Annotated in this window: 18 protein-coding genes, 1 tRNA gene and 1 pseudogene; 7 read left to right on the forward strand and 13 right to left on the reverse strand. The window is 75.1% G+C overall.

The annotated features are described in order from the left end of the window. Positions 1–158: 158 nt before the first annotated feature. From ACH5AR_RS13860 to ACH5AR_RS13890, 7 genes are all read right to left on the reverse strand, one after another. The gene (locus ACH5AR_RS13860; protein ID WP_396301589.1) at positions 159–1,814 is read right to left on the reverse strand and encodes a 4Fe-4S binding protein; all 1,656 of its coding nucleotides are present in this window, start codon (positions 1,812–1,814) and stop codon (positions 159–161) included. A 46-nt stretch (positions 1,815–1,860) separates the two neighbouring features. Next, positions 1,861–2,772, reverse strand: coding sequence for a diiron oxygenase (locus tag ACH5AR_RS13865; RefSeq protein WP_396301590.1), 912 nt, complete (start codon positions 2,770–2,772; stop codon positions 1,861–1,863). Positions 2,773–3,010: 238 nt separating this feature from the next. Next, positions 3,011–4,060, reverse strand: a complete 1,050-nt coding sequence (locus ACH5AR_RS13870; protein ID WP_396301591.1) for an alpha/beta hydrolase — start codon at positions 4,058–4,060, stop codon at positions 3,011–3,013. A 253-nt stretch (positions 4,061–4,313) separates the two neighbouring features. Beyond that, the gene (locus tag ACH5AR_RS13875; RefSeq protein WP_396301592.1) at positions 4,314–5,357 is read right to left on the reverse strand and encodes an RNA ligase family protein; all 1,044 of its coding nucleotides are present in this window, start codon (positions 5,355–5,357) and stop codon (positions 4,314–4,316) included. Positions 5,358–5,446: 89 nt separating this feature from the next. Next, entirely contained in the window at positions 5,447–6,694 is a 1,248-nt protein-coding gene (aroA, locus tag ACH5AR_RS13880; RefSeq protein WP_396301593.1) for a 3-phosphoshikimate 1-carboxyvinyltransferase, read from the reverse strand. A 182-nt stretch (positions 6,695–6,876) separates the two neighbouring features. Further along, positions 6,877–7,584 carry a response regulator gene (locus ACH5AR_RS13885; RefSeq protein WP_396301594.1) on the reverse strand — a complete coding sequence of 236 codons (708 nt, stop codon included), beginning with the start codon at positions 7,582–7,584 and terminating at the stop codon, positions 6,877–6,879. Beyond that, a complete protein-coding gene (locus ACH5AR_RS13890; RefSeq protein WP_396301595.1) occupies positions 7,572–8,777 on the reverse strand; it encodes a sensor histidine kinase in 1,206 nt (401 codons plus the stop codon). The genes ACH5AR_RS13885 and ACH5AR_RS13890 overlap by 13 nt, the downstream gene beginning before the upstream one ends. A 173-nt stretch (positions 8,778–8,950) precedes the next feature. Here ACH5AR_RS13890 and ACH5AR_RS13895 point away from each other — a divergent pair, with 173 nt between their 5' ends. From ACH5AR_RS13895 to ACH5AR_RS13915, 5 genes are all read left to right on the forward strand, one after another. Further along, the gene (locus ACH5AR_RS13895; RefSeq protein ID WP_396301596.1) at positions 8,951–9,265 is read left to right on the forward strand and encodes a hypothetical protein; all 315 of its coding nucleotides are present in this window, start codon (positions 8,951–8,953) and stop codon (positions 9,263–9,265) included. 421 nt (positions 9,266–9,686) lie between these two features. After that, positions 9,687–9,956, forward strand: a complete 270-nt coding sequence (locus ACH5AR_RS13900; RefSeq protein WP_396301597.1) for a hypothetical protein — start codon at positions 9,687–9,689, stop codon at positions 9,954–9,956. Positions 9,957–10,258: 302 nt separating this feature from the next. Further along, the gene (locus ACH5AR_RS13905) at positions 10,259–10,528 is read left to right on the forward strand and encodes a hypothetical protein (RefSeq protein WP_396301598.1); all 270 of its coding nucleotides are present in this window, start codon (positions 10,259–10,261) and stop codon (positions 10,526–10,528) included. Between the two features lie 217 nt (positions 10,529–10,745). After that, positions 10,746–11,189: a hypothetical protein gene (locus ACH5AR_RS13910; protein WP_396301599.1), complete on the forward strand. Its 444-nt coding sequence runs from the start codon at positions 10,746–10,748 to the stop codon at positions 11,187–11,189. Between the two features lie 132 nt (positions 11,190–11,321). Next, positions 11,322–11,621, forward strand: a complete 300-nt coding sequence (locus ACH5AR_RS13915; protein ID WP_396301600.1) for a hypothetical protein — start codon at positions 11,322–11,324, stop codon at positions 11,619–11,621. 19 nt (positions 11,622–11,640) lie between these two features. Here ACH5AR_RS13915 and ACH5AR_RS13920 read toward each other — a convergent pair whose 3' ends face one another. Together ACH5AR_RS13920 and ACH5AR_RS13925 are read right to left on the reverse strand one after the other, a co-directional pair. Next, positions 11,641–12,000 carry a hypothetical protein gene (locus ACH5AR_RS13920; RefSeq protein WP_396301601.1) on the reverse strand — a complete coding sequence of 120 codons (360 nt, stop codon included), beginning with the start codon at positions 11,998–12,000 and terminating at the stop codon, positions 11,641–11,643. Between the two features lie 196 nt (positions 12,001–12,196). Further along, a tRNA-Leu gene (locus tag ACH5AR_RS13925) sits at positions 12,197–12,280 on the reverse strand. Positions 12,281–12,526: 246 nt separating this feature from the next. Here ACH5AR_RS13925 and ACH5AR_RS13930 point away from each other — a divergent pair. Next, positions 12,527–12,889: a peptidoglycan-binding protein gene (locus ACH5AR_RS13930; protein ID WP_396301602.1), complete on the forward strand. Its 363-nt coding sequence runs from the start codon at positions 12,527–12,529 to the stop codon at positions 12,887–12,889. 213 nt (positions 12,890–13,102) lie between these two features. On the opposite strand, the gene ACH5AR_RS13935 is transcribed toward ACH5AR_RS13930, so the two are convergent. Next, positions 13,103–13,354, reverse strand: coding sequence for a hypothetical protein (locus ACH5AR_RS13935; RefSeq protein WP_396301603.1), 252 nt, complete (start codon positions 13,352–13,354; stop codon positions 13,103–13,105). A 4-nt stretch (positions 13,355–13,358) separates the two neighbouring features. On the opposite strand from ACH5AR_RS13935, the pseudogene ACH5AR_RS13940 reads away from it, so the two are divergent. Beyond that, positions 13,359–13,511 (forward strand): annotated as a pseudogene (locus ACH5AR_RS13940) (GNAT family N-acetyltransferase); the annotation flags it as partial. Between the two features lie 118 nt (positions 13,512–13,629). On the opposite strand, the gene ACH5AR_RS13945 reads toward ACH5AR_RS13940, so the two are convergent. From ACH5AR_RS13945 to ACH5AR_RS13955, 3 genes are read right to left on the reverse strand one after another with little or no spacing between them, the layout of a single operon-like run. Beyond that, entirely contained in the window at positions 13,630–13,887 is a 258-nt protein-coding gene (locus ACH5AR_RS13945) for a DUF397 domain-containing protein (protein WP_396301604.1), read from the reverse strand. Positions 13,888–13,907: 20 nt separating this feature from the next. Continuing rightward, positions 13,908–14,045 carry a DUF397 domain-containing protein gene (locus tag ACH5AR_RS13950; RefSeq protein ID WP_396301675.1) on the reverse strand — a complete coding sequence of 46 codons (138 nt, stop codon included), beginning with the start codon at positions 14,043–14,045 and terminating at the stop codon, positions 13,908–13,910. After that, positions 14,002–14,949, reverse strand: a complete 948-nt coding sequence (locus tag ACH5AR_RS13955) for a Scr1 family TA system antitoxin-like transcriptional regulator (RefSeq protein WP_396301605.1) — start codon at positions 14,947–14,949, stop codon at positions 14,002–14,004. Before ACH5AR_RS13955 ends, ACH5AR_RS13950 begins: the two co-directional genes overlap by 44 nt. Positions 14,950–14,984: the final 35 nt, after the last annotated feature.

Here is a 14,984-nt window from a genome sequence, read left to right on the forward strand (position 1 = left end):
GCCCGGGGCGGCCCCGGCCCGCGACACCGGGGCGCGCCGGGGCCCCCCCCCCGCGGGGGCCCGGGGGGGGGCGCGGAACGCCCCCCCCCCCCCCGCCCCCCCCACGTCCTGGGGCGCCGCCCGCCCGTCCCGGGCGCCGCGGCCCCGCCACCGCCCCGCTACCGCCGCCGCCCCGCCGCCAGCAGCTCGGGAACGGTCGCCAGCTTCACCCGGGGCCGCCCCTCGGCCTCACCCCGCTCGCGCTCCGCACGGTCCACCGCCCGCAGCTCCCGCAGCCCGACCGCGTCCGGCCGCCGCTGCCGCACCAGCCGCTCGAAAGCCCTGCGCCCCGCCGCCGGGACGGGCAGCGCACGGGCGGACGCGTCGTCCAGCAGCGCGTCCACCGTCTCCCGGGCGCAGGCCCGGTTGGCGCCGATCCCGCCGGACGGCCCGCGCTTGGCCCAGCCCACCACGTACGTCCCCGGCAGCGGCCGGCCCGTCGCCGGGTCGACGACCCGCCCGCCCCGGTGCGCGACCGTCCCGGCCCGCTCGTCGAACGGCAGCCCGGGCAGCGGTACGCCCCGGTGGCCGATGGAGCGCACCACCAGCCCGGCCCGCAGCTCCTCCGTCACCCCGGTGCCCTCGATCCGGCCGTCCGCCGCCGCGGTGGTCCGCTCGACGGTCAGCGCCTCGACCCGTCCGGCCCCGGCCAGTGCGACCGGCGCCGACCGGAACCGCAGCACGATCCGCCGCCCCGGCCCGGGCGCCGCGGCCCCGTCGTGCGGCACCAGCGGCAGGTCGGCGAGCAGCCCCGCGCCGTCCCCGGCCTGCGCCGCCTCGATCTCCGCCCGCACCCCGGGCCCGTCCGCCACCACCATCTCCACCCCCGGCAGCTGCCGCAGCGCCAGGAACTCCGCCCTGGTCCAGGCCGCCTCCCCGGGGCCGCGCCGGGCGAGCAGCACGACCTCCCGCACCCGGCTGCGGCGCAGCGCGGCCAGCGCGTGGTCGGCGATGTCCGTGGCGGCGAGCCGGTCCGGGTCGGTGAGCAGGATGCGGGCGATGTCCACCGCGACGTTGCCGTTGCCGACCACCACCACCCGCTCCGCCGAGAGCTCCACCGCGTCGGCGGGCACCGTCGGGTCGGCGTTGTACCAGCCGACGAAGGCGGTCGCGGGCAGGCTGCCCGGCAGGTCCTCGCCGGGGACGCCGAGCCGGCGGTCGGCGGCCGCGCCGACGGCGTACACCACCGCGTGGTGGTGCGCGGCGAGCTCCGCGTGGGTGACGTCGGTGCCGATCTCCAGGTTGAGGTGCATCCGCAGCCGGGGGTCGTGGAAGACGCCCGCGAAGCTCTCCGCGATCCGCTTGGTGGACTGGTGGTCGGGGGCGACGCCGTGCCGCAGCAGGCCGCCGGTGACGGGCAGCCGGTCGATCATGGTGATCTCGGCGCTGGTGCCGCGCAGCAGTTCCTGCGCGGTGTACCCGGCGGACGGGCCGGTGCCGACGACGGCGATCCGCAGCGCGCCGAGACCGCCGGGCAGGCTGCGCGGGAAGCTGGGCGCGCCCCAGGCGTGGTCGGTGGGGTGGTCGCGGAACCAGTCGCGGTTGAGGTCGCCGAAGACGGTGTCCGGGCCGCGCAGCCGGTCGACCGGGAACACCGCGTCCACCGGGCAGGCGTCCGCGCAGGCGCCGCAGTCGATGCACGCCCGCGGGTCGATGTACAGCATGTCGGTGGTGCCGAACTCCGGCTCGTCCGGGGTCGGATGGATGCAGTTGACCGGGCAGACGGACACGCACGAGGCGTCGTTGCAGCAGGTCCGGGTGATCGCGTAGGCCATGGCCGGGGTGGGGTCCTCGCTGTAGGGGTGCGGTTCCGATGGGCCGTCAGAGCATGTTCACCCGGCGGTAGACGGCCGCCGAGCGGCTGGTGAGCAGCCCCGTCTCGGCCAGGAAGGCCATCAGGTGCCGGGAGCTGGTGCGCATCATCGCCTTGCGGTGCTCGTTGGCCCGCACCTCGGCAAGCGCCCGCGGCACGTCGAGCCCGGCGGCCTTGTACACGCCGGGGTGCACCATGCTGCTGACGATGACGTACGCGCCCAGGGCGATGCCGGTGGCCGAGGTGCGCCGGCGGGCCGGGCTCGCGTGGCGCATCCGCTCGCGGATCTCCTGCCGGGCGAACTTCATGTGCCGGGACTCCTCGACCACGTGGATCCGGGAGGTGCCGCGGACGATCTCCAGCACGTTCTCGCCGCGCATCCAGTCGCGCTGCATGACGTCGAGCACCTCCTCCGCCACCAGGATTCCGCCGTAGGCGAGTTCGCCCTTGGCGAGCGCCTTGAAGGCGCGCCCGGCCTGGGCGATCACCTTGTTCGGGCGGTAGGCGGGGACGCCCATCCTGCTGCAGGCGCGGGCGAACATGATCGAGTGCCGGCACTCGTCGGCGATCTCGGTGAGCGCGAACTGGAACTCGGCGTTGGCGGGGTTCTTGAGGTACTGGTCGCGCAGCACCATCTGCTGGAGGATCATCTCGAACCAGATGCCCGTGTTCATGATCGAGCAGACCTCGTGCCGGGTGAGCGTGACCCGCTGCCGCTCGGTCATCTCGTCCCACAGCCGGGTGCCGTAGAGGGTGCTCCACTCCGGGTTGAGGCCGTAGTGCTCCTCGGGGAGGGGGGCGTCCCAGTCGATCTCGGTCAGGGGGTCGTACGAGAGGGTGGCGGCCGACTCCAGCAGCCGCTTCGAGACGTCGTCGTCGGCCTCGGTGTGGCCGGGTCCCGTGTGCCGGGTGAGAGCCATGGCTGCCTCCAGTTCCTGCCCCTGCGGGTTCCCGCTCAACCCGCTTATTAGACGGACAGTACAATAAGAGTCGGTCGCCGAGAACCCCCTGCGCAGCAGCAACCCGGCGCGCGGCCATGGGCTCGCGCCCCCGCCTCCCTACGCATGCCCCCTGGCGCGACGGTGGGGCGGGACCCGTCGCCCGGGCCCGCCCCACCGTCGCGCCGTCGCGCCGTCACCGCAGCAGCACCACCACGCGCTATGCGCCGATCGCCCGCCGCACCGCCTCCGCCGCCTCGGCCGTCGCCTCCCGGAAGCGGTGGCCGATCCCGAGGTAGTTGGCGTACCCGTGGATGAGGTCCGGCTGCCGGCTCAGCCGTACCTCGACCCCGGCCTCGGCCAGTGCCCGCGTGTACGCCTCCCCCTCGTCGCGCAGCGGGTCGAAGCCCGCGGTGCCGACGTACGCGGGCGGCAGGCCGGCCAGGTCCGCGGCGAGCAGCGGCGACACCCGGGGGTCGGCCCGGTCGACGGGCGCGGGCGCGTACCGGTCGAGGAACCAGTCCATGTCCTCGCTGGTCAGGAAGAACCCGTCGGCGAACAGCCCGCGCGAGGGGCGCCGGGTCGAGGCGTCGGTCGCGGGGTACAGCAGCAGCTGGAACACCGGCGCGGGGCCGCCCCGCCGGACGGCCTGCTGGGCGGCGACGGCGGCCAGGTTGCCGCCCGCGCTGTCCCCGCCGATCGCGATCCGCTGCGGGTCCGCGCCCAGGGCGGCCGCCTCGGCGCGGGCGAAGTCGAACGCCGCCAGCGCGTCCTCGGCCGCCGCCGGGAACACGTGCTCGGGCGCCAGCCGGTACTCCACCGACAGCACCCGCACCCGCGCCCGCGCGGCGAGGAAGCGGGCGACGTGGTCGTGGCTGGCACGGCTGCCGACCACCCAGCCGCCGCCGTGCAGGTAGACCAGCAGCCCCGAGCCAGCCGCCAGCCCGTCCGGGGTGTACAGCGTCGCGGCCAGTCCGCCGTGCTCCCGCGGGATGCCGACCTCGCGTGCGGACACCGCGCGGTTCTCCGGCCCGCCCACCAGGTGCCGCGCGTGCTCCATCGCGGCCCGCGACGGCCCGGCCCCGCCCGGCATCACCAGGGCCGCCTTGGACAGCCGCTGGAGCCGGAGTATCAACTGCGCGTCCAGCGCCAGCGTCTGCCCGTCGCGGACCACCGGCTTGCCCGCGATCGCCCGCCGCAGCCCCTCCGGCAGGGCGTACGCGGCGCGGACGACGGCGGCCTGGATCCGGACGGGCGGTGGGATCGTCATCTCTTCTGCCTCCTGACGGCGGCCCGGGCACGGTGTCGGAGGGAGCTTCTGCCGGGACCGGGAGCCCATGATGGGCCCCTCCCCCCGGAGCCGGAAGCCCCCTGGACCCCACCTGCACCCACCCTCGACCCGGCCGGTCCCGGCCGTCGAAGACGACCGGCGCGCCGGCTCCGAGCCGCTCAGCCGCACCAGCTTCGGACAGGCCCAGCGAAGGGCCCCGGCCCAAGAGCCCGCCGCCCCCGGCCGCGACCCCTCAGCCGCGCCGGTCCCGGCCGTCGAAGACGGCCAGCGCGCGGGCCCCCGGCCCGAGGGCCCGCCGCAGGGCGGCCCGCACGGCGGGCTCCAACCCGCCCACGGCCTCGGCCAGTTCCTCCGCCACGTCCGCCGCGATCTCCGCCGCCACCGCCTCCTCGGCCGTGCGCGGGCCGAGCTTGCTGACGGCGGCCGCGGCGCGGGCGGGGGTGAGCAGGGCGGAGGCCTGGACGAGGAGCCAGGCGGGGACGCCGGCCGCACCCTCGGGCGGGGGGAGGTACGGACGGGCGCCGTCGTAGCGGTCGTCCTCGGCGAAGGCCCGCTGCTTGACCTTGACGAGCGGACGGGCCGCGCCGGACTCGTGCCACTCCCCGGCCGGTTTGAGGACGTACCCCTCGGCGAGGTTGTCCGGCAGTTCGGGCAGGCCGAACAGGGCGGGCACCCGCGTGGGGTAGCGCACCGGCAGGTCGTGCAGGGTGTTCAGGGGCCCGTGGCCGAGCAGCGGCACGCAGGTGAGCCCGGCGGCCCCGGCCGCGGCGCGCAGTTCGCGGTCGGCGATCCACCACCGGCCCTCGGGCGTCTCGACGGTGGCGTCGAACGGCAGCCAGCGCAGCCCGGGCGCGTACCAGACGCCGGTCTGGACCGGGTCGACGCCCGGGACGGCCGGCACCTCGGGGTGCGGATAGCGGCCGCCGGCCAGTTCGCCGTAGACCGTCACCACCGCGGCGGGGCCCCACACTTCGCGCACCGCGGCGGCGAACCGGGCGGCGGCGACGGACAGTTCGGGCCAGATCCGGCTCACCCCGAAGAAGCCGTCCAGCCCCTCGTCGTCCAGCAGCTCACGCCGCTTCGCGGCCCGGATCGTGCCGCCCTCGCAGACCACGGCGAAGTGCGCGCCGTGCACCTTCTCCGCGGCCGTCCACTCCCGGCTGCCGGGCCCGCCGGAGCGGCCGCGCGCGGGGATCTTGGGGTAGGGCCGCAGCTCGGGCCGCTCGGACCGCTCGGCCCCCTCCCCGGACACCGTCTCGAACACCGTCTCGGACACGAACGGCATCCTCGCCGCCCGGCCCGCCGCCTGGCAACCGGGATTCCGGACGGCCCCGCCCCGAAAGCCCCGTCCGGTCCGGGCCCCCCTCAGACCCCCCACCCCGCCCGCAGCCCCGCGAAGGCCTCGTGGAACCCCGGGAACGTCTTCCGGACGCACCCCGGGTCGTCGAAGGTGATCCCGGGCGTGCGCAGCGAGGCGACGGCGAAGGACATCACGATCCGGTGGTCGGCGTGCGTGGCGATCTCGACCGGGCGCGGCGTGCCGGGCCGGATCTCGATCCAGTCCTCGCCGGTCGCCACGGTGACGCCCATCGCGCGCAGGTTGTCGGCGCAGGCCTCCAGCCGGTCGCACTCCTTGACCCGGGTGTTGTGGACGTCCTCGATCCGCACCGGCCCGGTGGCGAACGGGGCGATGGCCGCGAGCGTCGGCATGGTGTCCGAGATGTCCCGCATGTTGACGGTGATCCCGCCGAGCGGGCCCTCCCCGGCGACCGTGGTGCGGTCGGCGCCGACGTCCACCCGGGCGCCCATCCGCCGCAGCACCCCGACGAAGCCCAGGTCGCCCTGGAGCGCGTCCCGGCCGAGGCCGGGGACGGTGACCTCCCGGCCGGCCAGGGCGGCGGCCGCGAAGAAGTAGCTCGCGGTGGAGGCGTCCGGCTCGATCGGGTAGTCGGCGGCCCGGTAGCCGCCGGCGGGCACCGCGAACACCTCCCCGGCGGGGGTCCGCTCCCGCTCCACCTCGACCCCGAAGGCCCGCATCATCGCCAGGGTGATGCCGACGTACGGGGCGGAGACCAGCCGGGTGACGGTGATCCGCAGGCCCTCCCGGGTGAGCGGGCCGAGCAGCAGCAGCGCGGTCAGGTACTGCGAGGACTGCCCGGCGTCCAGGGTGAGTTCGCCGCCGCGGACGCCGTCGGCGGCGACGGTCAGCGGGTGGTGGCCCTCCGCCTCCTCGTGCCGCAGGTCGACGCCCAGCTCGCGCAGGGCCCGGGTGAGCGGGGCGACGGGCCGGCGGCGCATCTGGGCGGAGGCGTCGAAGCGGTAGGTGCCGTGTCCGGCGGCGGCGAGCGCGGGCAGGAAGCGCGCGGTGGTGGCGCCGTCCCGGCAGTACACCTCGGCCTCGGCCACGGCGGGCCCGGTCGGGCTGCCCTCGATGCGCCACGCGTCGGCGGCCCGCTCGATCCGGTAGCCGAGGGTCTCCAGGCCCTGGACGAAGCCCTCGGTGTCGTCCGAGGACAGCGGCCGGCGCAGGGTGGTCACGCCCTCGGCGGCGGCGGCCAGGAACAGCGCCCGGGCGGTGATGGACTTGGACCCCGGGATCTCCACGGCAGTCACGGCAGGCTCTCCCCCACACGAGTGTCCGACAGGTGTCGTTCGGCGATGTCGGACCCGATCCTGCCCCACCCGGCCGCCGGCGTCCCCGGCCTTCCACGGACTGGACGGTGACGGCAGCCCCGAGCCCGCAGCCCCCGCGCCCCCGGCACCCCACGCCCCCACACCCCCCGGCTCCCCAGCCGCTACGCCCCCGGCAGCCCCGGCACCACCAGCCCGCTCTCGTACGCGATCACCACCGCGTGCGTCCGGTTCTGCGCGCCGAGCTTGCCCAGCACGTTCCCGACGTGCGTCTTGACGGTCTCCTGGCTGACCGCGAGGGCCTGCGCGATCTCCGGGTTGGACAGCCCCGTCGCCATCAGCCGCAGCACCCCCTCCTCCCGCCCGGTGAGCGCGGCCCGGGGCAGCGCCTCGGCGGACTCCAGCGGCCGGGCCGCCACCATCCGGCGCAGCGCGGCGGGGAAGAGCACCGCCTCCCCCGCCGCCGCCACCCGCACCGCCTCGGCGATCTGCGGGACGGGTCGGCGCTTCAGCACGAAGCCGCTGGCGCCGGCGCTCAGCGCGGCGGTGACGTAGGCGTCGTTCTCGAAGGTGGTGATCACCACGACCTTGGGGGGATCGGCATCCTCCCGCAGCAGTTCGCGGGTCGCCTCGATGCCGTTGCGGCGCGGCATCCGCACGTCCATCAGCACCACGTCCGGCCGCAGCAGCCGCGCCTGCTCGACCGCCTCGATCCCGTCGGCGGCCTTCCCGACCACCCTGATGCCCGGCTGGGCGCCGAGCAGGGTGCCCAGGCCGCTGCGGGTGAGGGGGTCGTCGTCGGCGATCAGGACGCCCACCTCGACGGCCCCGACCGCCGCAGGACCGCCGCCCGCCCCGCTCACGCCGACCACCGCACCGGCAGCCGCACCGCCAGCCGCCACCGCCCCTCGCCGTCCGGCCCCGCCTCGAACTCCCCGTGCAGCAGCCGCACCCGCTCCGCGAGGCCGGGCAGCCCGTGCCCGGAGGTCGGGAAGCCGCTCGCCCCGGGCGCGACCGCGTTGACGACGGTCAGCTCCAACTCCTCCGCCCCGGCCGCCACCCGCAGCTCGATCGGCCCGCCCGCGCCGTGCCGCAGCGCGTTGGTCAGCCCCTCCTGGACGATCCGGTACGCGGCCCGGGAGAGCGTGCCCTGCACCAGCGACAGCTCCCCGGCCGTCCGCGGCACCACCACCGCGCCCGCGTGCCGCAGCCGCTCGACCAGCTCGGGCAGGTCCGCGAGGGTGCGGGCCGGCGCGGTGCCCGCCTGCTCCTCGCGCAGCGCGCCGAGCACGTAGTCGAGGTCCTCCAGGGCGGCCCGGGTGGACTCCTCGATGCTGCGCATGGCGGCCCGCGCCGCCGCCGGGTCGTCCGCCAGCACCTCGCCCGCGACGGCCGCCTGGATGGTGGCGGCGGTCAGGGTGTGGCCGATCGAGTCGTGCAACTCGTGGGCCAGCCGGTTGCGTTCGGCCAGCAGCCGCTCCCGCTCGGCGGCCATCGCGAGCCGCTCGGCGGGCGAGGGGCCGAGCAGCCTCGGCGCCAGCCACCGCAGCGCGCCCGACACCGCCGCCAGCAGGACCGCCGCGAGCAGCAGGCTGAGCGCCGCCACGATCCAGGCCCAGACACCGGTCAGCTCGGTGCCCCAGCCGAAGAGGCTGACCCGCGCCCGGCCGTCCGCCCAACTCCCCGGTAGCGCGAGGCCCATCACCAGCAGCGTGCTGCCGCCGATCAGCACCGTCCAGCCGAGCGCCACGTGCGCCACCACGAACACCGGCGTCCGCCACCGCTCCGTGGCAGCCCCCTTCACCGGGTCGGGCACCGCGACGCCGAGCAGCCGCCGCGCCCCGGCCGCCAGCACCCGGCGCACCACCCGGGGCAGCCCGGCCAGCGCGAGCAGCACCGCCCACACCGGCAGCCCCACCCACGCCGCCTCCGGCCGCCCGTCCAGCCCCAGCGTCAGCCCGAGCGCCACCACCGCCACCGGCAGCCCGGCCGCCGCCCCGAGCACCGCGAACAGCACCCCCGTATACGTTGACCTGCGCAGCAGCAACCGCATTCCCTTGATCATGCTCGCCAGTATCGCCGTCCGCGCACCCCCCGCCCTCCCCCGATCGAGGGAGGACTACCGACGCCCCCGCTCCTCGCCGCCCGCCCCGAACCCGGCCGGAACGCGACCACTCGTTCGCGTGAATACGGGTCGAAATCACCGCCAGGTCACCGGAATTCCCGACGATCGCATGGATGACGATCAATCAAAAGCTCTTCCGACAAGGATGGTTGGCGACCACCTCCACCCTCGCGGCACTCGCGGCGGCGACCGCGCAGGCCACCGCGACGACCGAGCAGGCCGCTCCCGCCCCCCGGGATGACGGCCCCCACCGCTACCGGGTCTCCGTCCGGGCCACCGGTGCCCGGGCGCTCCCCTCCGGCCTGGCCTCCTTCACCGTGCACGTCCGGCGCACCGGGGGGCAGCAGGGCGCTCGTCCCGGTGAATCGGCGGCACCGGAAGCGCCGCCGCCCGTCCGCCCGGCGATACGACAGCCGGGGGGCCCGTGACGGGCGGGGTTCCGGCATGGGCAGGAGGCCACGCAGGACTTCAAGACGACCGCCGGTTCGATCGATCCCGGCCTGGCGGAGCGCGGCCTGCGACCACAGCGCCGTCGACCTCGCCGAGTACGTCTCCCGGATCCGCAGGGCCGTCCCCTGACGGCCCCGCCCCCGGCCCCCGGCGGCCGGTCGACCACCGGGCCGGCCGGCCGTTCCCCGTTGGCGGTCACCGCCTGCTCCGCCCGAACGACCTTGCGACAGATCCCCCGGTCGACCGTTTCCGCAGGTCAGGACGGTGTGTCCGGCCTCCGGCGGGGCCTGTTCGGACGGCCCCGCCGCTTGCGGGGAGTGACGCCCCGTGGCTGGCTGGTTCCGGCGGGCCGATCGGCGCCGCCGCCTCTGAACCCCGAACTCCACGGAGAGAACCATCATGCGTGCTGTCAAGCGTGTCCTGGCCGTCGCCGCCCTCACCACCCCGCTCGTGATCGGCTGCGCCGGCCTGGCCTCGGCCTCGGAGGGCCTCGACGCGAACTACGGCAAGGGCGCCTTCGTCGTCAACGAGAACCTCGCCGCCGCCGGCGCCCTCGAATCCTCCGTCAGCTCCGACGGCGTCTCGCACGCCGAGTTCTGGGTCCTGTCCGACGACACCGGCACCTACGGCTCGTTCGTCGGCTCGGGTGCCACCTGGCAGAACGGCTGACGGACCCGCCCCGCCGCGGGGGCCTGCGCCTCCCGCGGCCGCGGAACCGCCGAACGGTCGGCCGACCACCAGGTCGGTCGGCCGTTCCCCGTTGGCGGTCACGGCCTGCTCCGCCCGAACGACCTTGCGGCAGATCCCCCGATCGACCGTTTCCGCAGGTCAGGACGGTGTGTCCGGCCTCCGGCGGGGCCTGTTCGGACGGCCCCGCCGCTTGCGGGCAGTGACGCCCCGTGGCTGGCTGGTTCCGGCGGGCCGATCGGCGCCGCCGCCTCTGAACCCCGAACTCCACGGAGAGAACCATCATGCGTGCTGTCAAGCGTGTCCTGGCCGTCGCCGCCCTCACCACCCCGCTCGTGATCGGCTGCGCCGGCCTGGCCTCGGCGACGGAGGGCCTCGACGCGAACTACGGCCAGGGCGTCTTCATCGCCAACCAGAACGGCGCCGGTGTCGCGGACGTCAACTCCGTCGTCAACTCCGACGGCATCCAGCACACCGACTTCTGGATCTGGTCCGACGACACCGGCGCCAGCGGCGCGTTCACCGGCTCGGGTGCCACCTGGCAGAACGGCTGACGGACCCGCCCTGCCGCGGGGGCCTGCGCCTCCCGCGGCCGCGGAACCGCCGAACGGCCGGCCGACCACCAGGTCGGCCGGCCGTTCCCCGTGCAGGCACCCGCGCGGCAGGGAGCCGGGAGGGAAAGGACAGCACGCGGCGCGGCAGCACCGGGCCCCGGAGGTGGCGCGGCAGGCGTGGGCGACGAACCGCCCGCCGGCCGGCACCGCCGCCCTGATGGCCGTCATGCCGGCCGTCGCGCTGGTCGGTCCGGCCACCGGCCTCCGGTCGATCACCGGGCAGCCCTCCCGGGCGAAGCCCGCCCGCTTCGCGCTCTCGATCAGCGTCTGCACCCTCACCCTGCTGTGGCTGCTCACCTTCGTCCGCGGCCACAGCCGCCTCCTCCGGGCCGTCTCCCGGGTGGCGGCGGTGTCGCTGACGGTCGAGACGGGCCTGATCGCCGCGGCGGCGGCCGCCGGGACGGCCAGCCACTTCGACTTCGCCACGGCGGCGGCGACGGCGGTGTGGATGACCACGGCCGTCTTCATCGTCGCCGCCCGGGCGATGGCCGTGGCGACGGTCCTCCTGCTGCTGCGCCAACGGGTGCGGCCACCGGTGTTCGCGTGGGGCTGCGCCTGGGCATGGCGGTGTCCGCGCTGGGCACGGCCGTCGCCTTCCTGATGACGATGCCCACCTCCCGCCGGCGCGCGGCGGCCGCGCAGGGGCGCGGTCCGCCCGTCATCGGCGCACACACCCTCGGGCTCGCCGACGGCGGCCCGGGGCTGCCCGTCACCGACTGGAGCACCCTGGAGGGTGACCTGCGGCCCGCACTTCGCGGGCCTGCACGCGCTCCAGGTGCTGCCGCTGATCGGCTTCCTCCTCGCCGCCGGGCCGCGCGGGCTGTCCGAACGCGACCGCGTGGCACTGATGTGGACCGCCGCGCTCGCCTACCCGGGCCTGGTGCTGCTCCTGCTGTGGCAGGCGCTGCGCTCCCAGCCGGTCACCGCCCCGGACGCGGTGACGGTGGCCGCCCTGCTCGCGGCCGCCGCCGGCGCGGCCGTCCTGGTGGTCCTCCGCCGGGCCCGCCGCGCCCGCCGCTTGCAGGGCGGCTGAGCTGCGGGGCGGCTGAGCCTCAGTCCTCCCCCGCCGGCCGTGCGGACTGCACGGGGTACGGGAAGCTGGTGGCGGCCCGGCCCGGCGCGACGGCGACGCGCAGGCCGCCGTACGCGGGCAACTCGTAGAAGCACCACGTCACGCGGCTGTGGTTGACGGCGCTCTCGACGGGCGGTTCGATCAGCGGCCGCGGCTGCCTGATGTGTTCCAGCAGGCCCCGGAAGTCCGCCTCGGGGTAGCCGCAGACCGTCTGGCCCCGGGGGCGGCCGAGCTGCCGGGGGACGGACGGCACGCCCGTCGCGGCGGGGACCACGGCGGCACCCGCGAGCGCCGCGGCGGTCAGGGGGACGGCGGCCCGCCCCGGCACGCACCACACCACGGCGGCCCCCTTCGGCACCCTCGACGGGCGGCGGCCCCGCCGCCCGGAAGGGGGATCCCACCCGGGAGGGGCGGGGTAAACAGCCGCCGGGAAAGTCGTAAGGACACACACGGGGCAGTCGGCGCCGGGGAGGGCCGGGAAAGGGCGGGAAAGACAAAGCGGCCGGTCGATCCGAGGATCGACCGGCCGTTCGCTGTGCGCGAGGGGGGAGTTGAACCCCCACGCCCTTTCGGGCACTGGAACCTGAATCCAGCGCGTCTGCCTATTCCGCCACCCGCGCATCTGGGTGATGAGGAAAACTATAGACCATCCGGAGGGGTGTCTCCGACCACCCCCGGGCGAACGAGGTGGTCAGGGGCAGCGGGCGGGCAGGGGCCGGGGATCTCGGCTGTCCCTCCCGGCTATCCAGGAAACGCACCGGGACGGGGCCGATTCCGGACAGCCCCGCGGGGCCCCGGCGGGCCACCCTGGAGGCACACGCGGTGCCGCCGGGTCGTGCGGCACCCGCCAACGGGAGGGAACCACCATGCGCAAGCTCCTCACGGGCCTGGCCGTCACCGGCCTGCTCCTCGCCGGCTCCGTCGCCACCGCCGGGACAGCGGACGCCGCCCAGCCCGGGAAGATCTGTTCCGAGTACTCCACCTCCGAGCCGCTGCTGCGGGCGGGCAGCACCGGCGACGCGGTGAAGGCCCTCCAGTGCGAGCTGAACATGTCGATCAACACCAACCTGGGCTACCGGCTGGAGCGGGACGGCGTCTTCGGCCAGGCCACCCTGGCCGCCGTCTACAAGTTCCAGAGCTGCGTCGGCCTCTCGGTGGACGGCGAGGTCGGTCCGCTGACCTGGGCGAAGCTCGACTACTGGAGCAACTCGGCCGACTGGGCCTGCTGAGCGGGCTCCCCGGCTCCTCGGCTCCCGGGTGGAGAGAAAGGCGTTGCCGGGGGACGGGCCCTGATGGAACGATCGGTTCGTGAGCGATGAACCGACCCCGCACGCCCCCACCGTGCGCCCCATCACGGACGCCGACGTCCCCATCGCGGTCGACACCCTCGGCCGCGCCTTCGCCGACTACCCCTTCACCCGGCACGTGATCGCCGCCGATCGTCACGAGGAGCGGATCAGGCGTTTCCAGGAGATCTGCCTGACCCGCATCGGCATGGTGTACGGCCGGGCGTGGGTGGCCGAGGGCGGCCGGGCGGTGGCCGTCTGGTCCGTTCCGGAGCGGGACGCGTCGCCGGCCTTCGCCGAGATCGGCGCGTTGCTCGGCGAGCTGACCGGGGACCGGCAGGCCGCCTTCGAGGCCGCCGAGCGGGAGCTGGCACCGCACCGGCCGCAGGAGCCGGTCTGGTTCCTCAACACGGTGGGGGTCGCGCCCGAGCTCCAGGGGCGCGGCCTCGGCCGTGCCGTTCTGCTGCCGGGGATCGAGGAGGCCGAACGCGCGGGGTACCCGGCGTTCCTGGAGACCTCCAGCGAGGCCAACGTGCGGTTCTACGAGCGGCTCGGCTTCCGGGTCACGGCCGACGTCCCGTCGGGCGACGGGGGCCCGCCCCCGGGGTGCCGCCGCGGGGCGCCGCGCGGAGTCCACCGGGGGGGGGGGGGGGCGGGTCGCCCCCCCGCCCCACAGGCGTTGATCAGCCTTCGATCGGCAACTCACCGAGCTGGACGGCCTGGACGAAGGCGCTCCAGGCAGCGACGGGGAAGGCGAGCACCGGGCCGTCCGGGTCCTTGGAGTCGCGGACGGGGACGAGGCAGGGGGAGTCGAGGGCGACCTCGACGCAGTTGCCGCCGTCGTCCCCGCTGTAGCTGCTCTTCTGCCAGTTCGGCGCGGCGACCTCGACGCAGTCGCCGCCGTTGTCACCGCTGTAGCTGCTCTTCCGCCAGATCAACACAGCCTGCTCCTTGTGGAGTTCTACGCCGGGAAGTCGCCCTCACGGACACCCGCCACGAAGGCTTCCCAGGCGGCAGCCGGGAAAACGAGGGCCGGCCCCTGCGGGTCCTTCGAGTCACGCACCGGAACGAGGCCGGGGAATCCGGGGGCTACCTCGATGCAGTCCCCGCCGTCGTTGCCGCTGTAGCTGCTCTTCCGCCAGGCGGCCACGGCGAGCTCGTTGCTCATCATTTCTGAAACCCTCCAGCGCGTCAGCGATCAGCCGAAGCGTGTCACGCTCTGACAGGCACTCGGCACGGAGCTGATCATAGTGGCGCTGGTACTTAATCACCGTGGCGGGAGCATCGCTCAGATGCCCTCGTTCAAGGCTTTCCGAGTAGACCCAACGCTGTCCGTCTGGCAGCTCCAACAACACCATAGCCGTCTTGATGAGCATCCGCCGACTCGCGAAGGGCGCCACGTGAAGGATGACGTTCGGAAGCTGTGCCACCCGCAGGAGATGCTCCATCTGACATCTCATCACACTCGGGCTGCCCACTACCGTACGAATGGCGCTTTCATCGAGGATGACGAGCAAGAGTGGGCCGCCTGACTCAAGGAAGCGGCTCTGTCGGCTGAGTCGGGCCCTGGTCAACTCATCGATCTTCTGCGGATTGCCTGCGGCATCGCCAGTGCTGAGCACAGCACGCGCGTATTGCGCACACTGCAACAAGCCGTGCATCACGCTCGCCTGGTACACCCGCAAGGCGACCGAGACGGCCTCCAGCTCCGCCCGCTCCTGAAACCAATCCGGGTGCTCGATCGACGCGTTCCAGTCCACCCGCTTGTACAGCCGCATGAGCAAGTCACGCGCGTTCAGCAGCTCTCCGAGCTCTTCGACCTCCTCGGCCGGGGGCCTCCGCCGCCCGCTCTCGGTCCGCGAGATCACCGTCCGGTCGCAGTGGAGCAGCTTGCCCAGCTCCTCCTGCGTGAGACCCGCCGACTCCCGCGCGAAACGGATCTCCTCCCCGAACAGAATCGCGGAGCTCGCCGTCGGTCCGCGCTTGATCTTCCTTTGTGCCACCGCTGCTCCCACCTGTGCGTCACGTGCTCAACACG

The sequence above is a fragment of the Kitasatospora sp. NPDC018619 genome (assembly GCF_044391605.1).
Lineage (GTDB): Bacteria > Actinomycetota > Actinomycetes > Streptomycetales > Streptomycetaceae > Kitasatospora.